We start from the raw sequence: 22,633 nt of genomic DNA on the forward strand, positions 1-22,633 counted from the left end.
AGACGAGACGATCGATCAGGCGGTCTGGCGCGGCATCATCGAGCCGCTGCTCGCGGCAGCGAAGGAGGACCGCCTGCGCGAAGGTCTGATCGATGCGGTTGGAGCGGTCGGCAGCGTTCTTGCCCGCCATGCGCCGCCAGCGGCAGACGACGTCGACGAGCTACCGAACAAGGTGGTCCTGCTCTGAAGCCTCAGCGCGGGCTGCGTGCGGCGCCCAGGATCACCCGATTGGGCTGGTCGCCCTGCACCAGGACGACATAAGCGTCGGCATTCGGAAGCTGTGTCGTCGCGAGCGGGACCGACATCGTCGTGGCCGCCCCGGTCCATTCGCCAACCTTGACGATGCCGCGCACGACATTGGCGTAGGTCACCGATTTGCCCTTGTTCTCACCGCGTTCGATGGGCACCGTGACAAGGCGCGAGATCGGCACCAGCCAGACACCGCCGCCACGCTCGCTGCCGGTTCCGGTGGGATCGAGCTTGATGCTCAGGTGGCCGGAGGCTTCGGACAGGGTGACGGAGACCGGAAGCGCCGGGCTCGCGTGCTCCTTGAGCGATTGCTCGATCAGGGCCTTGTCGGAGCCGACCATGTGCGAAGCGCCGTTGATCACGGCCTGAGGCGTGTAGATCTGGCCGTCGCCGCGACCTTTGGCGTAATATTTCTGGCGCTTGCTGAAAACGTCCTGGCCGAGCGTGTCCTTCCAGCCGAGATAATCCCAATAGGTCACCGGCATGGTGAGGGCGATCAGGCTCGGGTCCTTGGCCAACTCGACGAAGAGGGCGTCGGCCGCGGGGCAGGATGAGCAGCCCTGGCTGGTGAAAAGTTCGATCACCGCCCTTGGCGGCTTGGCCGGCGTCTGGGCAAGCGCTGTCGCGCCGCCAAACGCGAGGGCAGCAAGGAAGGCAGAAAAGGCGCGTAACCGGCGGGTCATTCTCGAAACTCGGCTTCAAGCTGACTGCGAGACGTTACCAAAGCGCTCAATAAGCCTCACTTGGAAATCACGTTGCCTTGAATTTGGGCTGTGGCCAGGTCGTATCCCCGTAATTCGCCAGCGCAGCCGCCTTGATCATGTTCGGGCGCCAGCGCCGATGCATCCAGAGCCATTGCTCAGGGTGCTCGCGCACCCAGCCTTCCACCACCGCGGTCATCATCGCCATGGCGCCCGTGACGTCGATCTCGCCGGCTTCGTCGCGGGGCAGGTCGAGCGGCGGTGTCAGTTCCAGCCGGAAGCGCTGCCCCGGCAGCCGGATGACCCGCACGCCATGGACCGGGCAGTCGAAGCGGCGTGCGAACTTGCCGAGGATCGGGTTGGTCAGGGCCGGGCGGCCCAGGAAGGGGATCACCACGCCCCGGGTGAAATGCTGGTCGATCAGCATGCCGAGATGGCCATCCTTCTCAAGCACGCCCTGCATCGCGAAGGCAGCGCCCTGCTTCGCCGCGGCAAGCCCGCCCATGGCGCCGGAGCGAATCTCGTGCACCACGTTGGCGATTGCCGGGTCATTCGGCGCGCGGAAGACCGCGGTTGTGTCGAGCTTGTAGGCCGCGGCGCAGATCGCCGGGAGCTCCCAGTTGGCGAGATGCGCCGAGAAGATCAGTCCTGGCTTCTCGTCATCCTTCAGCGCGACGAAATGCTCGATGCCGGAGACCTCGACCCGCGAGGGAGCATCCCGGTTGTCGTCGTCATAGTCGAAGAGGGTCTTGAGATGCGCGTACTCGGCAGCGGTGCGGCCGAGATTCTCCCAGGCTCCCCGCGCGATCGTCCGGACTTCGGCCTCGTTCTTCTCCGGGAAGGCGGCACGGATATTGGCCAGTGCGACGCGATTGACCGGGATCAGCGGGCTGACGCTGCGCAGCAGCCAGCCTCCGAGATCACTGGCGCGTTCCGGCCCGAGCAGGCGCAGGAAACCGAACAGAGCCCGGATCAGGCCGATCATGACGGCCGCAACGAGCCGGCCCGCGAAGTGCTTCAAACGTCTCAATGCCGCGAGGGCCTCTTTCCGAAGAGCCGGAAAGGCCCGGCGCCAGCCGCGCGACTTGCGTCAGGAATACGCGCCGGTCAAGTCTGGCGCGCGAATTCCGGGCTCAGAAGGCGACAATGACCTTGCCGAACACCTTGCGGCCCTCAAGTCRGGCGAGCCCCTTCTCGAAATCCTCGAGTGGGAAGACCGAGTCGATCACCGGCTTCATGCCGCCCGCCATCTTCTCCAGCGACTGCGCGATGTTCTCGATGCGGCAGCCGAAGGAGCCGAAGATGCGGTATTGCTGCTGGAAGAGCTGCATCAGGTTCATCGTGGTCGAGGGGCCCGACGTTGYGCCGCAGGTGACGAGCCTGCCGCCGCGCTTCAGGCAAAGCAGCGAGCCATTCCAGGTATCGGCACCGACATGCTCGAAGACGACATCGACGCCCTTGCGCTTGGTGAGCTGGCGCACTTCGCCCTCGAAGCGCTCGGTCTTGTAGTTGACCACGAAATCGGCGCCGAGCGCCTTGGCCTTGGCACCCTTCTCGTCGTCGCCGACGGTGGTGTAGACCGTGCAGCCGATCGCCTTGGCCATCAGGATCGCGGCGGTGCCGATGCCGGAGCCGCCGGCGTGAACGAGAATGGATTCACCCGGCTCCAGCTTGGCATTGTCGAAGAGCATGTGCTGCACCGTGCCGAAGCCGATCGGCGCGCAGGCGGCCTCCTCGAAGGAGACGCCCTTCGGAGCCTTGATCACGAGGCGCTCGGGCCGGTTGATCAGCTCGCGGGCGAAGCCGTCGATATGGAAGCCCATGATGCCGGCGACATTCTCGCAGAGATTGTCGCGACCCTCGCGGCAGGCCTTGCAGTGGCCGCAGGTCTCGGCGCCGTACATGGTGACGGTGTCGCCCTCCCGGAAACGGCTGACACCTTCGCCGACAGCCACAACCTCGCCTGCGGCCTCGACACCGGCCGCCTGAGGCATCTTGCGCTTGGCGAAGGCCATGCCGCGGAAACCCCAGACATCGAGATAGTTCAGGCCGACGGCGCGCACGCGAATCTGCACCTCGCCGGCGGCGGGTGGCGGCGGCGGGTCGATTTCGGTCAGGCGCAGGTCACGGTCGCCGAAGAGCTGGAGGGAACGCATGTCGAGCCTTTCAAATACGCATCTACCGGCTGAGCGCGCTCAGCGATGCACGCCGAGCTGTGCCGTCAGGCCACCATCAATCGGCAGGACGGTGCCGGTGATATAGCCGGCCGGGGGGCTCATCAGGAAGGTGGCGAGCCCGGCGATCTCCTCGGGCTTCGCGAAGCGGCCGGCGGGGATCTGGCTTTCCATCTTTTCCCGATAGGCGGCGTAGGGGGCCATCATGTCGGTATCGATGAAGCCCGGCGCGATCACGTTGACGGTGACGCCGCGCTTGCCGGTTTCGACGGCCAGGGTGTTGGCATAGGAAATCAGCGCGCCCTTAGAGGCGGCATAGGCGGCGTTGCCCGGATTGCCGCGCAGCGCGGCCACGGATCCGATCGCGACGATGCGTCCGCTGCGGGCGCGGAGCATGCCGCGCATCAGGCTCTTGGCAAGACGCGTGAAGGCCCAGAAATTGACCTGCATGATCGCTTCGGCCTTGTCCTGCACCATCATCGCTGCGAGCGTGTCGTAGGGTTGTCCGGCGTTGTGGATGAAGCCGAAATAGCTGTCGCCCTCGACCGCCTCGCAGAATGTGTCCAGGGCTGGCTTGTCGGCGAGATCGAGCGGCAGCGCGCGAACGGCCTGGCCGGGATGTGCCGCGCCGATCTCGGCTGCCAGCGCCAGCGCCTGATCGGCCGATGACCGATAGGTGAAATCGACATCATGCCCTGCGGCTGCGAGCGCGCGCACGATCTCGGCGCCAACGCCCTTGGCGCCGCCGGTGACGAGAATGCGGGTCATGCCGCCTCCGGGGGGGCGGTCAGCACGAGACAGGTGTTTTGCCCGCCGAAACCGAAGGAATTGGAGATGACGGTCCTGACCTTGGCGTCGCGCGCCGTATTCGGCACGACATCGAGGGCAATGGCAGCGTCTGGCAGGTTGTAGTTGATCGTCGGCGGGATGCGGCCATTGGCGATGGTCAGAAGCGAGATCACCGCCTCGACTGCACCAGCGGCTGTGAGCGTATGGCCGATCATCGACTTGTTCGAGGAGATCGGCAGGCGCGCCATGCGCTCGCCGAAGACGGCGGAGCAGCTCATCGCCTCCATCTTGTCATTCTCGGGCGTCGAGGTGCCGTGCGCGTTGATGTAGTCGACATCGTCCGGCGTCAGCCCGGCATCGGCCAGTGCATCCTGCATGGCGAGGATCGCGGGCTTGCCGTCCGGGCTCGAACGCGTGCGGTGGAAGCCGTCGCCACGCTCGCCGCAACCGGCGACGATGCCGAGGATGGTCGCGCCACGCGCCAGGGCGTGGTCGTAATCCTCGAGAACCAGCGCCCCGGCCCCTTCGCCCATGACGAAACCGTCGCGGTTCTTGGAAAAGGGCTTGGACGCGCCTTCCGGCGGATCGTTCTGCGTCGACAATGCCGAGAGCAGGGAGAAGCGGATCAGCGCCTCGGCATGGACCGAGCCGTCAGTGCCGACGCACAGCGCCGCGCTCGTCTCGCCGCGCCGGATCGCCTCCACGCCCATCTGGATGGCGGTTGCGCCCGACGAGCAGGCGGTCGAGAGCGAGATCGGCGAACCTCGGGTCCCAAACCGATCGGCGATGTGATCGGCGACGCCTCCGAACAGGAAGAGCTCATGCATCGGCTTGTGTTTGTGCGCGGCGGCGGCGCGCAGCAATCCGTCATAATCGACGTCGCCGTCGATGGCTTGCGCCAGTTCCTGCTTCTGCGGCCATTCCATCTCGACCGGAGGAACGGCCATGAAGAGTTCGCCGGGAAAATCACCGTCCGAGCCGAGCCCGCTTTGGCTCACGGCCTCCTCTGCGGCAAGCGTCGCGAGCTTCTCGGAAAGCTGAGGCGCCGTGAAAGGCGCATCGAAGAGGAAATCGACCGTGCCGGCGATGGTCGTGCGCAGCCCGTCGATCGGAAAGCGCTCGATGCGATGGATGCCCGAGCGCCCGGCGGTCAGCGCCTCCCAGTTGGTCTGCTTGCCCTGGCCGAGCGAGGTGACGACACCCAGTCCGGTGACGGCGACGACGGGGCGGCCCTTGGAGTCGCGATGCTGTGCGCTCATGGCGATATCCTCACGCTTTCACGAGGCGCGCCGCGCCTTCTCCGCGCCAATGGCCGGCGCCGGTGACGATCGCTTCGCTTGCCTGGCCATTGGCAAGGGCGATGGCGGCAAGGGCAACCGAAATGGGGAATGCAGCCTCGAGGCTGTGGCCAACGAGATCGCCTGTGGCAATGCGTTTGGCGGCGGGCAGGTTGGCGATGGCCGATGCCTCTTCGCCGGTGACGCCGGCTGCGCCGGTCGCCGCCGAGATGACGAGGGCTGAAGACGACACTGCGCCGAAGCCGGCAACCAGCTTGCGCAATGTGGCCTCGACCGCGCCCTGCTCGCTGCGGCGCGCGCGGGCGGCCGCGACATGGCTGAGGCCGGCCAGAACCTTGGCGCCACGCGCCTTGGCGCGCTCGGCTGATTCGAGGACGAGGAACGCTGCGGCGCTGCCGGTGATCAGTCCCGGCGCATCCTGCCGTTCGAAGACGGGTGCGAAATCACCCTTGCGCAAATAGCCACCGGCTTCGAGCAGCAGCAGCATGTCGCGACGCTCGGCATTGTAGGCGCCGCCCACCAGCATCACGTCTGCCTGGCTGGAGGCGACGCGGGCATGGGCGGTGCGGATCGCGTCGACGCCGGCCTGCTCTTCGCCCATGAAGGTGCGCGAAGCGCCGGTGACGCCGTGGACGATCGCGATATTGCCGGCGAGAAGATTGGAGAGCTGCGCCAGGAAGAGCGTCGGGCGCAGGTCGCCCATCAGCCGCTCGTTCAGGAAGGCGCCAGGCTGGTTCGCGCCGCGCAAGCCGGTCAGGATCGCGGAATCGACAGCATGATCGCGTTCGCCACCACCGGCCGCGACGATGACCTGGAGCTCGCTCTTGGCTTCGACGTCGTCCTTCAGGCCGGCAGCATCGAGGGCAAGACCTGCGGCATAGACGCCAAGCCGCTGCCATGGCTCCATCTGGCGCTGGTCGGATTTCTTCGGAATCTGCCGATCGAGTTCGAGCGGCTTCAGCCGGTGCACGGGATAGGGCGCGAAACTCTCGGTATCGACGACCGGTGCAACGGAGGCGGCCAGAGCCGCTGCATGCGTCTCGATGCCTTCGCCCAGGCTGGAGGCCAGGCCGATGCCAGTGATGACGACGTCACGCATCATGTCAGTTCCGTTCCGGGACGAGGCCGATCGCCGCGATCCGTTGCTCCATCAACGTCCGCATGTCGGCCGGGAACGGCATCAGGCGGAAACGCAGCTCGGCATCGCAGATCGGCTTGCCGTCGATCGCGATTCTTGCCTTGGTGGCGGCGTAGCCCGAGCCTTCGTGAACGAGCTCTGCACTGACATCCAGCACCGCATCAGGTTCGACGAAGGTGCGGAAGCGCGCCTTGTCGACCATCATCAGGAACGGCATCTGCTGCAACTGGTTGAGAGCGAGCAGAAGATAGCCGGAAGCCTGGGCCATGGTCTCGGTGAGGAGCACGCCGGGAACAAGCGGGTGGCCGGGGAAATGCCCCTCGAAAACGGGGCTCGCGCTCGGCACGGTCGAACGTGTGGCGATGCGCTTCTGCGACGGATCGAAGGTCACGACCGTGTCGATCATGTCGAAATATTCGAGGCGCATGCGGGTCCTGACCGGGTGGCGAGCAACAGATGCGCCGAGCGGGCGAGGGAACGCCCGGCTCGGCTGCATCATGCTCTATCGGGAGAGGGTGTCCGTCTCAAGGCCGCCTCGCGAATTCATCGAAGCGGCGGCCCTGCGAGCGAAATTCAGGCCTTCTTGGCGGCGACGAGGTCGTCGATGCGCTGGCACAGGTTCTCAAGCACGAAATACTGCTCGGCCGGCGCTTTGCCTTCGTTGACCTCCTGGGTCCACTGCTCGAGCGGCAACTTGATGCCGAAAGCCTTGTCGATCGCGAAGGCGATGTCGAGGAAAGCCAGCGAGTCGATGCCGAGGTCTTCGATGGCGTGGCTCTGGGGCGTGATCTTCTCGCGAGGAATATCGCAGGTCTCCGAAATGATACCGGCGACCGTCTCGAACGTGGCGGACATGCGGGTGCTCCCGTCGTCTTGGATTGTGGCGGCGGACATCCGGGCGCGCTGGCGCGCGCCTGCCCCAAGCCCCCCGCCAAGGATGGCTGTGACGCCCCATTACACCTACGCCTGCGCGAGGACAACTGGAGGCGCCGCAAGGCGAAACAGGGCCGGCCAGAGGCCGGCCCTGCATGTCGATGTCCCCGGCCCCGTCAGACGGAGCCAGGGCAGGGCGCGGACTACGCCGCGATGCCGCGCAGCACGTAGTGCAGGATGCCGGCGTTCTTGAAGTAATCGAGCTCGTCCAGCGTATCGATGCGGCAGAGAATCGGGACATTCTTGAGCGTGCCGTCGGCGAAGGTGATCTCCGCCTCCAGCATCTGGCGCGGCTTGACCGTAGCCAGCCCCTTGATGGTGACGCTCTCGTCACCCTTCAGGCCCAGCGAGGCCCAGCTCGTGCCTTCCGCAAGCGTGAAGGGGACAACGCCCATGCCGACGAGATTCGAGCGATGGATGCGCTCGAAGCTCTGCGCGATCACGGCCTTGACGCCGAGCAGGTTGGTGCCCTTCGCCGCCCAGTCACGCGAGGAGCCGTTGCCGTATTCGACGCCGGCGAAGATGACCAGCGGCACCTTCTCCTCCTGGTAGCGCATGGCCGCGTCGTAGATCGGCAGCTCTTCCTTGCTGGGATAGTGGATGGTGTAGCCACCCTCGCGCCCGTTCGGCCCCATCATGTGGTTGCGGATGCGGATATTGGCGAAGGTGCCGCGCATCATCACCTCATGATTGCCGCGCCGCGTGCCGTACTGGTTGAAGTCGGCGACGGCGACGCCGTGCTCGGTCAGGTACTTGCCCGCCGGCGAGGCGGCCTTGATCGAGCCGGCCGGCGAGATGTGGTCGGTCGTGATCTTGTCGCCRAACAGGCCGAGGATGCGCGCGCCGACGATCTCGGTGACCGGCGAAGGCTTCCTGCCCATGCCCTGGAAATAGGGCGGGTTCTGCACATAGGTCGAGGCATCGTCCCAGGCGTAGGTCTGGCTCTCCGGGGTCTTCACGTCCTGCCAGTGCTGGTCGCCCTTGAACACGTCGGCATATTTCGCCTCGAAGATGGCGCGCGTGACGTTCTGGGCGATGAAGCTCTGGATCTCCTTGTTGGAGGGCCAGATGTCCTTCAGGAAGACGGGCTGGCCGTCCTTGCCCGTGCCGAGCGGCTCGGTCGTCAGGTCCTTCTGGACGCTGCCGGCGAGCGCATAGGCGACGACCAGCGGCGGCGATGCGAGGTAGTTCGCCTGCACGTCCGGCGAGACGCGTCCTTCGAAATTGCGGTTGCCGGAGATCACGGCGCCCGCGATCAGGCCCTGATCATTGATCGCCTTCGAGATCGGGCCCGGCAGGGGACCGGAATTGCCGATGCAGGTGGTGCACCCGAAGCCGACCAGGTTGAAGCCGAGCGTGTCGAGGTCGGTCTGGAGGCCGGACTTGGCGAGATACTCCGCCACGACCTGCGAGCCGGGGGCAAGCGAGGTCTTGACCCAGGGCTTCACCGTCAGGCCCTTGGCGACCGCGTTGCGGGCGAGCAGGCCCGCGGCCATCAGCACCGAGGGGTTCGAGGTGTTGGTGCAGGAGGTGATGGCGGCAATGACGACATCGCCATGGCCGAGATCATGGGCGCGGCCTTCGACGGGAACCCGGCGGGCAATCTCGGCGCCCTTCTTGTATTCGGTGTCCATCGCTGCGGCGAAGCCCTTGGCGACGGCGCCGAGGTCGACGCGGCCCTCGGGGCGCTTCGGGCCGGCCATCGAAGGCTGGACCGTGGTCAGGTCGAGTTCCAGCGTGTCGGTGAAGACCGGGTCCGGCGTCTCGATGGTGGCGAACAGGCCCTGTGCCTTGCTGTAGGCCTCGACCAGCGCGATCCGATCCGACTTGCGGCCGGTGGTGGTGAGATAGTCGATCGTTTCGGCGTCGACCGGGAAGAAGCCGCAGGTTGCACCGTATTCCGGGCCCATATTGGCGATGGTGGCGCGGTCGGCGAGCGTCAGGTTGTAGAGGCCGGGGCCGAAGAACTCGACGAACTTGCCGACGACACCCTTCTTGCGCAGCATCTGGGTGACGGTCAGCACGAGGTCGGTCGCGGTGATGCCTTCGCGCAGCGAGCCGGTGAGCTTGAAGCCGATGACCTCGGGCAGAAGCATGGACTGCGGCTGGCCGAGCATGGCAGCCTCGGCCTCGATGCCGCCCACGCCCCAGCCGAGCACGGCCAGGCCGTTGACCATGGTGGTGTGCGAATCGGTACCGACGACGGTGTCGGGATAGGCGACCTCGACCTCCTTGCCGTCGATCGTCTCGGTCCGGGTCCAGACGGTCTGGGCGAGGTATTCGAGATTGACCTGATGGCAGATGCCGGTACCGGGCGGGACGACGCGGAAATTGTCGAAGGCGCCCTGGCCCCATTTCAGGAAGCGGTAGCGCTCGCCGTTGCGCTCATATTCCAGCTCGACATTCTGCGAGAGGGCCTTGGGCGTGCCGAACTCGTCGACGATGACCGAATGGTCGATGACGAGGTCGACGGGGACGAGCGGGTTGATCTTGGCCGGATCGCCGCCGAGCGCGACGACGCCATCGCGCATCGCGGCCAGGTCGACCACTGCCGGAACGCCGGTGAAATCCTGCATCAGCACGCGTGCGGGCCTAAAGCCGATCTCCTTGCCGGCCTTGCCCTTGTCGGACAGCCAGGCAACGAAGCCCTCGATGTCGGTCTTGGTGACCGAGCGGCCATCCTCGAAGCGCAGCAGGTTCTCGAGCAGAACCTTCATGGAGAAGGGAAGCTTCGAAATGCCGGGAAGGCCGTTCGCCTCGGCGTCGGGCAGGGAGTAATAGACGTAGCTCTTGCCGCCGACGTCGAGCGTCTTGCGGGACTTGAAGGAATCCTGGTTAGCCATGCGGGCATAATCCTGATCAAGGGGTTGCGGTCGCGATTCGGTCGCCCTTGCGGGCAGGCGAGATCGAAGGCCTAATGCGCATGACGCGCGCGCCGCCCCGGGAGTGCCCGAGCCCCGCGCCGGATCGGCGTGCGGCGTAGCCGAGCGTTCTATAGATCAATTCCAAGAAGCCCGCTACATGAACGAAACGCGTGCGTGGCAGCTTCTGACGCACGGGAAGATGCCCTGGCCTTGACGCAGTTTTCCTACGCCCCACTCACGCTGAGCGCCGAAGACCTGGCTTGCCGCCGAGGCGGGCGACTGGTTTTCGAAAAGCTGGACTTCACGCTCGGGAGCGGGGAGGCGATTGCGCTCACCGGCCGCAACGGCGCCGGCAAGTCGAGCCTGATCGCCATGATCTGCGGGCGGTTGCGGCCCGCCGGGGGAGTTTTGCGAGTAACCGGCATCGGCGATGCGCCCCTGATGGAGCAGATCCATCTCGTCGGTCATCGCGACGGATTGAAAACGGCGCTGACGGCGCGCGAGAATCTCGATTTCGTCCAGGCCCTGCTCGGCGAGCCCGGGCTCGCCGCCGATGAGGCGCTTGCCGCTATCGGTTTGCCGCATGTCGCGGCTCTGCCGGTCGGCTATCTCTCGGCCGGGCAGCGCCGGCGCGTCGCGCTGGCACGGCTCCTGGTTTCACGACGGCCGCTCTGGCTGCTCGACGAACCGGCCTCGGCGCTCGATACGGCCTCCCAACACATGCTGATCGGGCTGATGCAGGCTCATCTCGATGCGGGCGGCGCGATCCTGGCGGCGACGCACGGCCCGCTTGGCCTGGAAACGGCGCGCGAGATGAGGATCGGGCCGTGAGCGGAGCTTTCCTGGCGATCCTGAAACGCGACCTCGCCCTGGCGGCTCGTGCCGGCGGAGGCGGGGAGCTCGCGCTGGTGTTCTTCCTGACACTGGTCGTGCTGGTGCCTTTCGCACTCGGGCCCGATCTCAATCTGCTCTCGCGGATCGGCCCGGCCATTCTCTGGCTCGGAGCGTTGCTTGCGACCCTGATCGGGCTCGACCGGCTCTTCCAGGGCGATGAGGAGGACGGTTCTCTCGACCTGATCCGCGCCTCGGCCCTGCCCCTGGAACTCGCCGTACTGGCCAAGGGGCTCGCCCATTGGCTGACGACCGGCCTGCCGCTGGCGCTGGCTGCCCCGCTGCTTGGCCTGCTGGTCGCGCTTCCCGCCGAGGCGATGCTGCCGGTCGCCGGGACGCTGCTGGTCGGGACGCCGGCGCTTAGTTTCATCGGCGCCACGGGAGCCGCGCTGACGGCCGGCCTCAAGCGGGGCGGCCTGATCCTGCCGATCCTCGTCGCGCCGCTGACGGTACCCGTGCTGATCTTCGGCGTCTCGGCTTCGAACAGCGCGCTTGGCGGCACGGTGCCCTTCCTGACGCCGTTTCTGATTCTGTGCGCCTTGTCGCTCGCGACGCTCGTGATCGGCACCATCGCCGCTGCTGCGGCGCTCCGGCAGGCGGACTAGGCTGCGACGCCATGGCCATCGGCTGCGATTGTGAAGCGTGAAGCCGGTTGCTACATCCTCACTCGTCAAATGAAGAGCAAAAGGGCCGCATGGCTAGCCTGATCGAACTGGCGAATCCGACGCGTTTCATGCGCCTGTCGAGCCGGCTGCTGCCCTGGCTTGGGGGCGCGGCCGCGTTGCTGCTTGCCGTCGGCTTCTATCTCGCTTTTTTCGTCGCGCCGGCGGATTACCAGCAGGGCGAAACCATCCGCATCATGTTCGTGCATGTGCCGGCTGCCTGGCTCGCGCTGATGTTCTACTCGATGATGGCGGTCTCGGCACTGGGCACCCTGGTCTGGCGCCATCCGCTTGCGGATGTGGCGCAGAAGGCGGCGGCTCCGATCGGAGCCTGCTTCGCGCTGATCTGCCTGATCACGGGGGCTCTCTGGGGCAAGCCGATGTGGGGGACCTATTGGGTCTGGGATGCGCGGCTCACCTCGGTGCTCGTGCTCTTCCTGATCTATCTCGGCATCATGGCGCTGTGRCGCACGCTCGACGATCCCTCGCGCGCCGGGCGGGCAGTGGCGATCCTGACACTGGTCGGCTTCGTCAATGTGCCGATCATCAAGTTCTCCGTCGATTGGTGGAATACGCTGCACCAGCCGGCATCGGTCTTTCGCGCCGGCGGGYCGACCATTCATCCCGCCATGCTCTGGCCGCTCCTGATCCTGGCAGTCGGCTTCACGCTGCTGGCGTTGGCGCTGCATCTCGTCGCCATGCGGGCCGAGATCATGCGCCGCCGGGTCCGGACGCTGACGATCTTCGAGGCCGAGAGGCTGGACCGGCTGGCGGCGGAGGTCGCGGTATGAGCGCGTTTGGGCCGCATGCCGGCTACATCCTGACCGCCTATGCGTCTGTCGTGATGATCCTCGGCGGGCTGATTCTGATGACCTGGCGCGATCACCGCGCGCAAAGGCAGGCTCTCGACGCGCTGGAACAGCGCGGCGCCGGCCGCCGTTCCGGGAAGGCATTGTCGTGAGCGAGGTCGAGAGCGCGCCAGGCCGGCGCTCGCCGCTGGTTTTCCTGATTCCCCTGATCCTGTTTGCCGGGCTGTCCCTGGTCTTCCTGGTCGGGCTGTTCAGCGGGGATGCCAGCAAGGTTCCATCGGCGCTGATCGGCAAGCCGGCTCCGACGATCGCGCTGACCGCGCTCGAAGGGTTGCAGCGCGACGGGCAGCCAGTCCCGGCCTTCACCATGGCCGACCTGGCCAAGGGGCGGGCCACCATCGTCAATGTCTTCGCGAGCTGGTGCGCGCCCTGCCGCGTCGAGCACCCGCATCTTGTCGCGATGGCTGAGGCGCCCGTGGTCAAGCAGGGCAAGGTCGCCGTGGTCGGGCTGAATTACAAGGACGAGGCCGAGAATGCCCGCCGCTTCCTGGGAGCGCTCGGCAATCCCTATTCTGCCGTGGGCGTCGATCGCGCCGGCCGTGGCGCAATCGAATGGGGCGTCTATGGCGTGCCGGAAACCTTCTTGATCGGCCCGGACGGGCGGATCGTCGACAAGCATGTCGGCGCGCTCGATGTGAACAGCGCGCAGAAGCTGCTGGCGAAGGCGGCTGCGCTGGCGAAGTGAGCCGGGCCGCCCGGCCCGGTCGTGTCCGTCATGCCGGGCCAAACCCAAGCATGACGGGGAGCGAGCCGGTCAGGCTGCCTTCTTGCCGTTGATCAGGCTCTCGAACATGCCGCGCCCATCGGTGCCGCCCGTGAGCGAATCGATCAGGTTTTCCGGATGCGGCATCAATCCGAGCACATTGAAGCCGGGCGAGTAGATGCCGGCAATGCCGTTCAGCGAACCATTGGGGTTGGCTTCGGCGGTGACCTGACCGTCGGCGTCGGCGTAGCGGAAGGCCACCAGGCCCTCGCCTTCGAGGCGCGCCAAGGTCTCGGGATCAACGATATAGTTGCCTTCGCCATGGGCGATGCAGACATCGATGACCTGGCCCTTGGTGTAGGCGCGGGTGAAGGCGGTATCAGCGCGTTCGACGGTGAGATGCTGGCGCTTGCAGACGAATTTCAGATTGGCGTTGCGGGCAAGGACACCCGGGAGCAACCCCGCTTCGCAGGCGATCTGAAAGCCGTTGCAGATGCCGAGCACATAGCCGCCGCGCGCCGCATGGGCTCGCGTCGCATCCATGATATGGGCCCGGCCGGCGATGGCGCCGCAGCGCAGATAGTCGCCATAGGAGAAGCCGCCCGGCAGCACGACGAGATCCGTGCCGGCCGGAAGCTCCGTGTCCGCATGCCAGACATGGGTGACGGTGGCACCGGCCTGCCGCAGGGCAGTGGCGACATCACCCTCGCGATTGGATCCGGGGAAAGTGACGACGGCGGCTTTCATCGTCTCACGCTCCGATTTCGACGCGGTAATTCTCGATGACGGTGTTGGCGAGCAGCTTCTCGCAGGCATCCTTGAGCGCGCTCTCGGCGGCGGCCTTGTCGCCGGCGGTGAACTCGATGTCGAAGACCTTGCCCTGACGCACCGAGCCGACACCGTCGATGCCGAGCGATTTCAGAGCGCCTTCGATCGCCTTGCCCTGCGGATCGAGCACGCCGTTCTTGAGGGTGACGGTGACGCGGGCTTTCATTGTGCTCTCCGGGCAGGGCTTCTGCGGGGTGCCTTAGCGGCGAATCGGTTCGGGCTCAACCACATGTCAGGGCTTCACGGCGAATCAGCGGCTGCGCCAGGCGGCGCGTGCATAGTTTTGCGCGGCCTCGGCATCGTTGCTGACCGCGATCGCCATGACGAGCTTGCCGGCTTCCCTGCCATAGAGGATCGCGGTTGCCGCAAGCAGTCCGGTCTCGCCCTTGCCGCGAATTTCGACGAGCAATCCGGACGGACCGCCGCCATCGAAGCGGGAAACGCTGGTGGTGCTCTTGACCGTGGCCGCTGTGGGCCTGGGCTTCGCGCCCTTTGCAGCATCGACCGGCTTCGAGAATTCACGCGCCAGACGGGCTGGGTCGGTGGCGAGGCCTCGTTCGAACTCGTCGGCCTTGCGGCCTTCAACGGCGATCAAGGCTGCGACAGCGGGGCGCAGGCAGGGCGCGCCGGCGCAATAGACGATGGTACGGGGCTCGAGGCCGTCATTGACGACCCAGGAGCCGATCGGCAGCGGCTGCCAGCCCCGATCGGCCGCCAGCTCGGCAAGGCCGGGTCCGAAATGGTTGCTGCAGGCGGTGAGCAGGCTCAGGCCGCCGAGCAGCGCAGCCAAAAGCAAACGGGAGCGCAGGCGCTCCCGTTTCCAATTCGCTGTCACGGCTCCGCCAGTGCTCACTGCACCAGGCGAGGTCCGGCGGCAGGGCCGGCCTTTTCGTTCTCGCCCATGATGCCGAGGCGGCGGGCCACTTCGGTATAGGCCTCGATCAGCCCACCCATGTCGCGACGGAAGCGGTCCTTGTCCATCTTGTCCTTGGACTTGATGTCCCAGAGCCGGCAGGAATCCGGGCTGATCTCGTCGGCGACGACGATGCGCATCATCTCGCCTTCCCAGAGCCGGCCGCATTCCATCTTGAAGTCGACGAGGCGGATGCCGGCGCCGAGGAACAAGCCGGAGAGGAAATCATTGACGCGGATGGCAAGCGCCATGATGTCGTCGATTTCCTGGGGCGTCGCCCAGCCGAAGGCGGTGATGTGCTCTTCCGAGACCATCGGATCGTTCAGCGCGTCGTTCTTGTAATAGAACTCGATGATCGAGCGCGGCAGCTGCGTGCCCTCTTCGAGACCGAGCTTAGTCGAGAGCGAGCCGGCGGCGACGTTGCGCACCACCACCTCGAGCGGAATGATCTCGACCTCGCGGATCAGCTGCTCGCGCATGTTCAGCCGACGGATGAAATGCGTCGGCACGCCGATATCGTTGAGATTGGAGAAGATGTGCTCGGAGATCCTGTTGTTCAGGACGCCCTTGCCGTCGATCACCTCATGTTTTTTGGCGTTGAAGGCGGTGGCGTCGTCCTTGAAGTGCTGGATCAGCGTACCGGGCTCCGGTCCCTCATAGAGGACCTTCGCCTTGCCTTCGTAAATGCGACGGCGGCGATTCATCGGGATGTACCGTGGCTTGAGGAAATCCAAAATCGGCCTTTCTCTGGTCGCGGTTGCCCGCGGCGGGATCGTGGCCCCTGTTCCGCCGGTCCTTCGCAAGCCTCGCCTTAGATCTGCGCTCGGACGCGATCGGCCTGGATTGCGGATTGGTCCGGTTCAAAGCGAGCATAGCCCAATCGGCCACCCTCGCGACCGCTATATGGCGCTTCTGCACTGCAAACGCAACAAACCGGGCGAAGGGCCCGATCGCCAGATTGCAATCCGCGCTGGCCCTGGGCGCTGCGGCACCCTATATCGCTTGGAGAAGCCACCCGGAGCCCGCAAGAGGACTTAACCCGCATGACGACATTCGATCAGCGCAAGGATGCCTTCGAGAACAGGTTCGCCCTCGACGAGGAGCTGCGCTTCAAGGCGACGGCCCGGCGTAACAAGCTTCTCGGCCTCTGGGCAGCCGAGAAGCTCGGCAAGAGCGGCGCTGAAGCGGACGCTTACGCTAAGTCCGTAGTCTTGGCCGATTTCGAGGAGGCCGGCGACGATGACGTGCTGCGCAAGGTGAGGTCCGATTTCGCAACTGCGAGCGTCGCGGTTGCGGACGAGGAGATTCGCCGCGTGATGACCGAGCTCCTGATCAGGGCCGCAGAGGAAGTCCAGGCCGGGCGCTAGTGGCGAATCCCTGTTTCACGTGAATCGGCACGGCCGGTTCACCAAACGCAGGACGTGGTTGAAACGGGCGCATGAGCGCCCGTTTGTTTTTGTGCGAGTTTGCTGCCCACTGTCCTCGTCCCGCCGTGTCTCAAGAGCGGGCTCAACCGGATGAAAACGCCGATGTCTTCCGCCAAGCCAACCGTCCTGTCCTCGCTCGCCGATCGTCTCGCCAAGGGCGATACGCTCCTGTCTGCCTGGTGCGGGCTTCCCGATCCGAGCATTGCCGGAGTGCTCGCGCAGGAAGGTTTTGACGCCGTCACGCTCGACATGCAGCACGGGCCGATCACGCTTGGCGAGGTCATCCGGGCGATCCCGCTGATCAATGCGGCCGGAAAGCCTGCTTTGGCGCGGATCGCGGTTGGCGAATTCCAGAACGTGTCGAAGCTGTTCGATGCCGGCGTCTCGGGCGTGATCGCGCCGATGATCAACACCATGGAGGATGCGCGCCGTCTGGCGGCCTATGCCAAGTATCCGCCGCTCGGAGAACGCAGCTGGGGCAGCTATGGCGGCCTGGGCGCTTCGGGGCTCGATGCCAATAGCTATCTCAAGGCCGCCAATCGTTTCTCGATGACCTTCGCGATGATCGAGACGCGCGAGGCCATGGCGATTCTCGACGATATTCTGGCGCTTGAAGGCATCGACGCGTTGTTCGTTGGCCCATCCGATCTTTCGATCGCATTGTCCGGCGGAGCGTCGGTCAACGCCTCGGCGAAGGAGGTCGACGAGGCCCTGCGTCACATCGTGGCCCGTGCGTCTGCCGTGAACAAGCCGGTCGCATTCTATGCCGCCACCGCCGAGAGGGCGAAGGAGGGTGTCGAGATGGGAGCCAGGCTTGTCACCGTGATGAGCGATTCGGGCTTCCTGCGCGCGGCCGCTCAGGCCGCGCTCAAAGTGGTTCGCGGCTAAGGTCCGATCCAACCTTCTGTATTCGCATCGGCTTTCCCGAAAGCCGCACTCCACTTCGCGGGCCGATGCTTTAGGCGTTGATCCCCTCGCGGCGCTTCAGCGCGGCGTAGTAGGCCCAGAGCAGTCTGGCTGCCACGCCGCGCCAGGGGCGCCAGGCCTCGGCCATCTCCTGCAGCTCGCCCGGTTTCGGGCGGGCATCGAGGCCGAAGGCGACGCGTGCAGCCTCCTGGATGGCGAGATCGCCGGCTGCGAAGCCGTCGCGGTGTCCGAGGCAGAACAACAGATAGATATCCGCGGTCCAGGGTCCGATGCCGGAGACGGCGGTCATGTGCTCGTGGATATATTCCGGCGTACCGCCCTCCAGAGACCCCAGGTCGAGCGTTCCGTCGACCATTGCCGCGGCAACGGCGCGCAGGGTGCGCTGCTTCGGCCGCGAGAGACCGGACAGCCGCATATCCTCATCGCTTGCAGCGAGCACGCGCTCCGGCGTGAGCGGCGTCAGGACCGACTCGACCCGGGTCCAGACGGCGCGCGCGCTCGCCACCGAAAGCTGCTGCGCCACGATGATCGTTGCCAGCCCCTTGAAGCCGCCCTCGCGGCGACGCAGCGGCGGCAGGCCGGTCCGGTCGATGATGGCGCTCCAGCTCGGGTGAAGCGGGCGGAGCGCGGCCATGCCCTCTTCGAGGTCGGCGTCACAGGTGATTCTGGTCATCGTCGCTTCTTGAACCGGGATGGTGGCAGTGCGCGCGCGTCAGGAGAGTTGGCTGTGTCCGAAGACTTAGGCATTCCTGAAGACTTGGCCCAGTCATGGCCAGACCATAGAGAGGGCCCATGGCAACGTCCTCACGCGATTGCGACAGACCGGTGTTTCGTTTCGCGCCCAGCCCGAACGGCCGGCTACATCTCGGCCACGCTTTCTCGGCGCTGATGAACGAGCGCCTGGCCAAGCGATTGGGCGGCAGGCTGCTGCTGCGCATCGAGGATATCGACGTCGCGCGCTGTCGGCCGGAATTCGAGCAAGGCATCCATGACGATCTCGCCTGGCTCGGCATCCGCTTCGACGCCGCCATCCGCCGGCAGTCCGAACATTTCGACGATTATCGCGCCGCGCTCGGCCGGCTGCAGGCGAAGGCGCTGATCTATCCCTGCTTCTGCTCGCGCGGGCAGATCATGCGTGCAGTGKAGGTCAAGGAAGCAGAGGCGGGCCGGCCCTGGCCGCGCGATCCCGACGKATCGCCGCTCTATCCCGGGACTTGCTGCGCGCTGCTTCCCGATGACGCGGGCAAGCGCGCGGCGAGCGGCGAGGCCCATGTGTTGCGGCTGGCGATGGGGCGGGCGGCGGCAGGGATCGGCGGGGAGGTCGGGTATCCGCTCTTCGATGAGGATGGGCGAGTGACGCGTGTAGCGGCTGCTCCCGCGCGCTGGGGGGATGTGGTTCTGGCACGCAAGGACGTGCCGACCAGCTACCACCTTGCCGTAGTCGCGGATGACGCGCTTCAGGGCGTCACGCACGTCGTGCGCGGACGGGATCTCGAAGCGGCGACCGATATCCATCTCGTGCTGCAACACCTGCTCGACCTGCCGGTGCCGCGTTACCACTTCCATCGGTTGTTGCAGGACGAGACCGGCCAGAAGCTCGCCAAGAGCCGGATGTCGGAAGGCCTCGCGGAGCTGAGGGCACAGGGTGTTACGGCCGCAGACATCCGCGCGCGGCTCGGCTTTGCCTAGATCGGGCCGGATCCCATATCCGGTCCGCGGGCTATGTTTGGATCGGCCCGAAAGCGGCAACCCATTTTTTGGGCCGATGCATCGGCGGTTCAGCCGACGCCGAGCCAGGTCAGCCAGGCCGCGGTGGTAAAGAGCGAGAGCATGGTCGAGAGCGCGATCGCGCTCGAGGCATCGGCGACACCCTGCCGATAGCGCTCGGCGAAGAGATAGGCGTTGATCCCGCAGGGGCAGGCGGCGAAGAGCACTGCGACGCCTGACCAGTGCGCCGGCATCTCGAAGACGCGGGTCGCCAGCAGATAGACGATCAGCGGGTGAAGGCCGAGCTTGAGGGCGCTCAATAYGGCCGGCAGACCGAGACCCGATTCCAGCCCGTAGCGCCGCATGGCGATGCCGAGGCTGATCAAGGCGCAAGGGACCGCGGCACCGGCGAGCAGGTCGACCAATGTCCAGACCGGGGCTGGGATGAAGCCGATCACCGGCCGCACCGCCGAGCCGAGCAGGATGCCGATGATGATGGGATGGGTGAAGAGCCTGCGGGCCATCATCTTCAGCGACGCCGAGCGGCCCTCGGCGAGCAGGGTTGCCGCCGTCATCGTCACAGGCAGGTGGATCGCCAGCAGCAGGCCGAGCGGCACCGCGCCGGCATCGCCATAGGCCTTCAGGATCATCGGCACGCCGACGAAGACCGTGTTGGACTGGGCCGCGGCGAAGCCCGAGACCACCAACTCCGGTCCCTTACGGCTGAAGACGCGGTGCGCAATCAGCATGGCCAGGGCCCAGACGATGGTGAGGCCGGTGAAATAGGAGATCCAGTAGCCCCAGGGTTGGCTCGCCGGGATGTCGGCCTTGGCCAGCGTCCGGAACAGCAGGCAGGGCACGGCCAGAACGAAGACGAAGTCGGAAAGACCTTCGCCGGTCGTCTCGCGGACCAGCTTCGTCCAGCGGGCGACATAGCCGAGGCCGATCAGGCCGAAGACGGGCAGGACGACAAGCAGGGAGGAGAGCATCGGCGCGACAGATTCGATGAGCGGGAGCGGGAAGGCGCCCCTCGCGATCGGTCTTGCAGCAGGCAAAGTCAAGGAAGCGGTGGCGCAAATAGCGGCATGGCCGTGCCGCGTTTTCGGTCAGTCCCGCGAGGGCACTAGCGCGCCTGGGCCAGCACGCCGCCCGAGCGCACGATCAAGCCCTGGATCTCGTCGCGCTGGCGCTTGAACTCGGCCAGCGTCTTGCCTTCGAGCTCGCGTCCTCGCGGAACGCGGATCTTCATCGGATTCACGAAGTTGCCGTTGACCATGACCTCGTAGTGCAGATGCGGTCCGGTGGAGAGGCCGGTATTGCCGAGATAGCCGATGACCTGGCCCTGGCGCACTTTCACACCGGCAGCGATGCCCTTGGCAAAACCCGACTGGTGCGAATAGGTCGTGACATACCCGTTCGCGTGCTGGAGTTCGATCCGCCGACCGTAGCCGGAGGCCCAGTCGGCCTTGATCACCGTGCCGTTGCCGGCGGCCAGGATCGGCGTGCCGATGCGGTTGGCCCAGTCGACGCCGGTATGCATCTTCGAATAGCGCATGACCGGGTGGTAGCGCATGCCGAAGCCGGAGCGCATCTCGGCATCGGTGATCGGCTTGCGCAGCAGGAACTTCTTCAGCGAGCGACCTTCCTCGTYAAAATAGTCGATCAGGCCGTCTTCAGGGGACTGATAGCGAAAGACCCGGCGGGTATCGCCGTTGATGGTGAGCGTTGCCGACAGGATTTCACCGCGCTCGCCTTCCTCGTCCTCGGTGAAGATCACCTCGAGATTGTCGCCGCCGCGCACGCGCTGCTGGAAGTCCAGGTCGTAGGAGAAAATCCGAACCAGCTCGTCGATCATCGGGCGCGGCAGGTCGTGGCGCAATCCGGTCTCGTAGAGGCTCTCATAGAGCCTGGCGCCGCCGGTATCCTCCTCGTCCTCTTCGTCTTCCGTGGTTGCCCTGCGGGGCGTGCCGACGATCTCCTGCTTCGGCAGCGAGACCGGAACGAAAGCGCCCTGGTCGTTGACCGCAATCGTCGCCTCGGGCTGGCCGTTGGTGAGCAGCGAGACGCGAACGATCTGGCGCGGATCGCCTGGCCGCGGACCGGGTGCAAACAGCGCTTGCAGGACTTGGCCATCCGGCAAGGCGGCAACGCGCACCTTGCCGCTGAAGGCCTGGATCATCGCCCTGATCTGCTCGGCCGGAGCTCCGGCATTGCGCATGACCTGTTCGAAATTCTCGCCGCGCCGGGTGATCAGCAGCTTGTCCTCGACAAGCGGCTCGCGGGATGCGGGGATGGGCGTCTTCAGTGCGTTGGYGACATTTTCAGGGACGACGCGCACCTCGATGCCGGAGAAGCGCGTGTCCGTGGCCGGAGAATAGGCAAGAAGATCGTTCGTGGCGCTGGGCGCCGCACCGCCGCCCAGCGTGCGGCTGAGCATCAGCTGTGGTGGGATCGGCAAGGGGCGTTGCCGGCCCGCCACGGCCTGGTTGGCGCGCTCTTCCTCGACCTGCTTGATCACGTCGGGGTCGCCGAGGCGTGGGCGCGCGGGCGGAATCGCGATCGTGGTGAGGTCGCGCTTGACGATGGTGACATCGGCATCCGGCATGTCGCCGGCCGGTTCGGCATAGCGCTCGGCGGGCTGGCCACCTTCCGCAAACAGGCGCAGCGGATTGAAGGGCGGGATGCTCGTCGCGTAGACGCCGGTAGTCAGCGACAGGTTGGAGGCAAGCCGTACGAAGGGGCGCACGCGGATGACCTCACGGTCACCGACGCGTTGGGACATGGGCGCGCGAGCGCTGTGTCGGGCCGCCATGACAGGCTGGTCCGCCACCAGCTTGTCCGCCTTGCGCGCCCCGCCACCCAGGCCGGCAGAGGACGGGCCGCGCGCGGTCACCATTTCGGGCTGCTCGGGGAAACTCGTATCCCCGCGGGTCGAGACCAGGATCGCCCCACCGAGCAGGGCTGCGCCGCAGGAGCCGACCAGCGCGCAGGCGGCCAACCAGCGCAGCGAGACGCCACGCCGGTCCAACGCCTGATGCGGAGCACCATCCGGCCGGATCGGCGGCTCGATACCGAGATCGACCAGAAGCGCGGCGGCTTCCGGCGATAGCGGTTCTGCTGGCGTGCTGAGCTCGGGATGGGCGTTCATCGCTGGTCGTCAGAGAATCCTGATCCTGGTCCGGTGCCCGGGCGGGCCGGAATTCCGAAGAAGCCGCATCTGCTGCACGCGTACGCGCCTGGTTCCGACCATGCCCGGGTCGCAGCCCGGAATCAATCCGCGGTCGGAGCCGCTGCGGGGCTTTGGCCGTCGATTACGGCTCTTTGCGGGCGCCACGCACGTAGGGCGCGCGCCGCGCTCGTACGCGCGCGATGGATAAAGTCGGGATCGGCGAGCCGGGACAAAAAGTCATCGAACTGTCGGAAAAGTTTTGTTTTGGCGTTGACAGGTCGAGATGGTGGGGCCTATAACGCAGCCATCRAGACGGCGCCGCCGCTGGCGGGGCCGCTCTACTGCGCTTCATGAGAGCTTCGGGCCTTGTAGCCGAGAGATCGGTTGGCCT

General features: G+C 66.1%; 24 protein-coding genes and 1 pseudogene. 9 read left to right on the forward strand and 16 right to left on the reverse strand.

What is annotated here, in order from left to right; all coding sequences use genetic code 11:
• Window positions 1-187, forward strand: a pseudogene (locus AC1DRP_RS20220) (TPM domain-containing protein); the annotation flags it as partial.
• 4 nt (window positions 188-191) lie between these two features.
• Here AC1DRP_RS20220 and AC1DRP_RS20225 read toward each other — a convergent pair.
• The 9 genes from AC1DRP_RS20225 to acnA all read right to left on the reverse strand — a co-directional run bounded on the left by AC1DRP_RS20225 (window position 192) and on the right by acnA (window position 10,125).
• Window positions 192-932, reverse strand: coding sequence for a DUF1223 domain-containing protein (locus tag AC1DRP_RS20225; RefSeq protein WP_441493312.1), 741 nt, complete (start codon window positions 930-932; stop codon window positions 192-194).
• A 67-nt stretch (window positions 933-999) separates the two neighbouring features.
• Window positions 1,000-1,980 carry a lipid A biosynthesis lauroyl acyltransferase gene (locus AC1DRP_RS20230; protein ID WP_441493313.1) on the reverse strand — a complete coding sequence of 327 codons (981 nt, stop codon included), beginning with the start codon at window positions 1,978-1,980 and terminating at the stop codon, window positions 1,000-1,002.
• 103 nt (window positions 1,981-2,083) lie between these two features.
• Window positions 2,084-3,106 (reverse strand): zinc-binding dehydrogenase, encoded by a 1,023-nt coding sequence (locus AC1DRP_RS20235; protein ID WP_476769369.1) that lies wholly within the window; start codon window positions 3,104-3,106, stop codon window positions 2,084-2,086.
• A gap of 39 nt (window positions 3,107-3,145) precedes the next feature.
• Window positions 3,146-3,892 (reverse strand): SDR family NAD(P)-dependent oxidoreductase, encoded by a 747-nt coding sequence (locus AC1DRP_RS20240; RefSeq protein ID WP_441508249.1) that lies wholly within the window; start codon window positions 3,890-3,892, stop codon window positions 3,146-3,148.
• Window positions 3,889-5,172: a beta-ketoacyl-ACP synthase gene (locus AC1DRP_RS20245; protein ID WP_441493315.1), complete on the reverse strand. Its 1,284-nt coding sequence runs from the start codon at window positions 5,170-5,172 to the stop codon at window positions 3,889-3,891. The genes AC1DRP_RS20240 and AC1DRP_RS20245 overlap by 4 nt, the downstream gene beginning before the upstream one ends.
• Window positions 5,173-5,182: 10 nt before the next feature.
• The gene (locus AC1DRP_RS20250; protein ID WP_476769370.1) at window positions 5,183-6,313 is read right to left on the reverse strand and encodes a beta-ketoacyl-ACP synthase; all 1,131 of its coding nucleotides are present in this window, start codon (window positions 6,311-6,313) and stop codon (window positions 5,183-5,185) included.
• A 1-nt stretch (window position 6,314) separates the two neighbouring features.
• A complete protein-coding gene (locus AC1DRP_RS20255) occupies window positions 6,315-6,776 on the reverse strand; it encodes a 3-hydroxyacyl-ACP dehydratase FabZ family protein (protein ID WP_069878634.1) in 462 nt (153 codons plus the stop codon).
• 146 nt (window positions 6,777-6,922) lie between these two features.
• The gene (locus AC1DRP_RS20260) at window positions 6,923-7,204 is read right to left on the reverse strand and encodes an acyl carrier protein (protein ID WP_043242327.1); all 282 of its coding nucleotides are present in this window, start codon (window positions 7,202-7,204) and stop codon (window positions 6,923-6,925) included.
• Window positions 7,205-7,425: 221 nt separating this feature from the next.
• Window positions 7,426-10,125, reverse strand: a complete 2,700-nt coding sequence (gene acnA, locus AC1DRP_RS20265; protein ID WP_476769371.1) for an aconitate hydratase AcnA — start codon at window positions 10,123-10,125, stop codon at window positions 7,426-7,428.
• A 195-nt stretch (window positions 10,126-10,320) separates the two neighbouring features.
• Here acnA and ccmA point away from each other — a divergent pair, with 195 nt between their 5' ends.
• The 5 genes from ccmA (at window position 10,321) to AC1DRP_RS20290 (ending at window position 13,253) form a co-directional block, all read left to right on the forward strand.
• On the forward strand, window positions 10,321-10,977 hold the full coding sequence (gene ccmA / locus AC1DRP_RS20270; RefSeq protein ID WP_476769372.1) for a heme ABC exporter ATP-binding protein CcmA: 657 nt from the start codon (window positions 10,321-10,323) through the stop codon (window positions 10,975-10,977).
• Complete coding sequence (gene ccmB, locus AC1DRP_RS20275; RefSeq protein ID WP_441481041.1) at window positions 10,974-11,642, forward strand: heme exporter protein CcmB; 669 nt, start codon at window positions 10,974-10,976, stop codon at window positions 11,640-11,642. Before ccmA ends, ccmB begins: the two co-directional genes overlap by 4 nt.
• 89 nt (window positions 11,643-11,731) lie before the next feature.
• Window positions 11,732-12,490 (forward strand): heme ABC transporter permease, encoded by a 759-nt coding sequence (locus tag AC1DRP_RS20280; RefSeq protein WP_476769373.1) that lies wholly within the window; start codon window positions 11,732-11,734, stop codon window positions 12,488-12,490.
• A complete protein-coding gene (gene ccmD / locus AC1DRP_RS20285; RefSeq protein WP_441493321.1) occupies window positions 12,487-12,660 on the forward strand; it encodes a heme exporter protein CcmD in 174 nt (57 codons plus the stop codon). The genes AC1DRP_RS20280 and ccmD overlap by 4 nt, the downstream gene beginning before the upstream one ends.
• Window positions 12,657-13,253 carry a DsbE family thiol:disulfide interchange protein gene (locus AC1DRP_RS20290; RefSeq protein WP_113513409.1) on the forward strand — a complete coding sequence of 199 codons (597 nt, stop codon included), beginning with the start codon at window positions 12,657-12,659 and terminating at the stop codon, window positions 13,251-13,253. The genes ccmD and AC1DRP_RS20290 overlap by 4 nt, the downstream gene beginning before the upstream one ends.
• 69 nt (window positions 13,254-13,322) lie before the next feature.
• Here AC1DRP_RS20290 and purQ read toward each other — a convergent pair whose 3' ends face one another.
• From purQ to purC, 4 genes are all read right to left on the reverse strand, one after another.
• A complete protein-coding gene (gene purQ, locus AC1DRP_RS20295; protein ID WP_441508253.1) occupies window positions 13,323-14,018 on the reverse strand; it encodes a phosphoribosylformylglycinamidine synthase subunit PurQ in 696 nt (231 codons plus the stop codon).
• A gap of 4 nt (window positions 14,019-14,022) precedes the next feature.
• The gene (gene purS / locus AC1DRP_RS20300) at window positions 14,023-14,265 is read right to left on the reverse strand and encodes a phosphoribosylformylglycinamidine synthase subunit PurS (RefSeq protein ID WP_043242342.1); all 243 of its coding nucleotides are present in this window, start codon (window positions 14,263-14,265) and stop codon (window positions 14,023-14,025) included.
• 84 nt (window positions 14,266-14,349) lie between these two features.
• Window positions 14,350-14,934, reverse strand: a complete 585-nt coding sequence (locus AC1DRP_RS20305; protein WP_441508254.1) for a hypothetical protein — start codon at window positions 14,932-14,934, stop codon at window positions 14,350-14,352.
• Between the two features lie 14 nt (window positions 14,935-14,948).
• The gene (gene purC, locus AC1DRP_RS20310) at window positions 14,949-15,746 is read right to left on the reverse strand and encodes a phosphoribosylaminoimidazolesuccinocarboxamide synthase (RefSeq protein ID WP_043242352.1); all 798 of its coding nucleotides are present in this window, start codon (window positions 15,744-15,746) and stop codon (window positions 14,949-14,951) included.
• Between the two features lie 309 nt (window positions 15,747-16,055).
• On the opposite strand from purC, the gene AC1DRP_RS20315 reads away from it, so the two are divergent.
• On the forward strand, window positions 16,056-16,379 hold the full coding sequence (locus tag AC1DRP_RS20315; protein ID WP_113513401.1) for a DUF1476 domain-containing protein: 324 nt from the start codon (window positions 16,056-16,058) through the stop codon (window positions 16,377-16,379).
• A 162-nt stretch (window positions 16,380-16,541) separates the two neighbouring features.
• Window positions 16,542-17,327 (forward strand): HpcH/HpaI aldolase family protein, encoded by a 786-nt coding sequence (locus AC1DRP_RS20320; protein WP_113513399.1) that lies wholly within the window; start codon window positions 16,542-16,544, stop codon window positions 17,325-17,327.
• Window positions 17,328-17,397: 70 nt separating this feature from the next.
• On the opposite strand, the gene AC1DRP_RS20325 is transcribed toward AC1DRP_RS20320, so the two are convergent.
• Window positions 17,398-18,039, reverse strand: a complete 642-nt coding sequence (locus tag AC1DRP_RS20325; protein ID WP_441508255.1) for a DNA-3-methyladenine glycosylase family protein — start codon at window positions 18,037-18,039, stop codon at window positions 17,398-17,400.
• A 119-nt stretch (window positions 18,040-18,158) separates the two neighbouring features.
• Here AC1DRP_RS20325 and gluQRS point away from each other — a divergent pair, with 119 nt between their 5' ends.
• Window positions 18,159-19,055: a tRNA glutamyl-Q(34) synthetase GluQRS gene (gene gluQRS, locus AC1DRP_RS20330; protein ID WP_476769374.1), complete on the forward strand. Its 897-nt coding sequence runs from the start codon at window positions 18,159-18,161 to the stop codon at window positions 19,053-19,055.
• 89 nt (window positions 19,056-19,144) lie between these two features.
• On the opposite strand, the gene AC1DRP_RS20335 is transcribed toward gluQRS, so the two are convergent.
• Window positions 19,145-20,062: an AEC family transporter gene (locus AC1DRP_RS20335; RefSeq protein WP_476769375.1), complete on the reverse strand. Its 918-nt coding sequence runs from the start codon at window positions 20,060-20,062 to the stop codon at window positions 19,145-19,147.
• Between the two features lie 134 nt (window positions 20,063-20,196).
• Window positions 20,197-22,221 (reverse strand): peptidoglycan DD-metalloendopeptidase family protein, encoded by a 2,025-nt coding sequence (locus AC1DRP_RS20340; RefSeq protein ID WP_476769376.1) that lies wholly within the window; start codon window positions 22,219-22,221, stop codon window positions 20,197-20,199.
• Window positions 22,222-22,633 lie beyond the last annotated feature (412 nt).

It is taken from the genome of Allobosea sp. 01N443 (assembly GCF_056399325.1).

What these genes read in the sequence shown, in the direction of transcription:
- AC1DRP_RS20225 (WP_441493312.1), bottom strand. Translation starts at nt 932, where the DNA reads ATGACCCGCCGGTTACGCGCCTTTTCTGCCTTCCTTGCTGCCCTCGCG.
- AC1DRP_RS20240 (WP_441508249.1), bottom strand. Translation starts at nt 3,892, where the DNA reads ATGACCCGCATTCTCGTCACCGGCGGCGCCAAGGGCGTTGGCGCCGAG.
- AC1DRP_RS20245 (WP_441493315.1), bottom strand. Translation starts at nt 5,172, where the DNA reads ATGAGCGCACAGCATCGCGACTCCAAGGGCCGCCCCGTCGTCGCCGTC.
- AC1DRP_RS20250 (WP_476769370.1), bottom strand. Translation starts at nt 6,313, where the DNA reads ATGATGCGTGACGTCGTCATCACTGGCATCGGCCTGGCCTCCAGCCTG.
- AC1DRP_RS20255 (WP_069878634.1), bottom strand. Translation starts at nt 6,776, where the DNA reads ATGCGCCTCGAATATTTCGACATGATCGACACGGTCGTGACCTTCGAT.
- AC1DRP_RS20260 (WP_043242327.1), bottom strand. Translation starts at nt 7,204, where the DNA reads ATGTCCGCCACGTTCGAGACGGTCGCCGGTATCATTTCGGAGACCTGC.
- ccmD (WP_441493321.1), top strand. Translation starts at nt 12,487, where the DNA reads ATGAGCGCGTTTGGGCCGCATGCCGGCTACATCCTGACCGCCTATGCG.
- purQ (WP_441508253.1), bottom strand. Translation starts at nt 14,018, where the DNA reads ATGAAAGCCGCCGTCGTCACTTTCCCCGGATCCAATCGCGAGGGTGAT.
- purS (WP_043242342.1), bottom strand. Translation starts at nt 14,265, where the DNA reads ATGAAAGCCCGCGTCACCGTCACCCTCAAGAACGGCGTGCTCGATCCG.
- AC1DRP_RS20315 (WP_113513401.1), top strand. Translation starts at nt 16,056, where the DNA reads ATGACGACATTCGATCAGCGCAAGGATGCCTTCGAGAACAGGTTCGCC.
- AC1DRP_RS20320 (WP_113513399.1), top strand. Translation starts at nt 16,542, where the DNA reads ATGTCTTCCGCCAAGCCAACCGTCCTGTCCTCGCTCGCCGATCGTCTC.
- AC1DRP_RS20325 (WP_441508255.1), bottom strand. Translation starts at nt 18,039, where the DNA reads ATGACCAGAATCACCTGTGACGCCGACCTCGAAGAGGGCATGGCCGCG.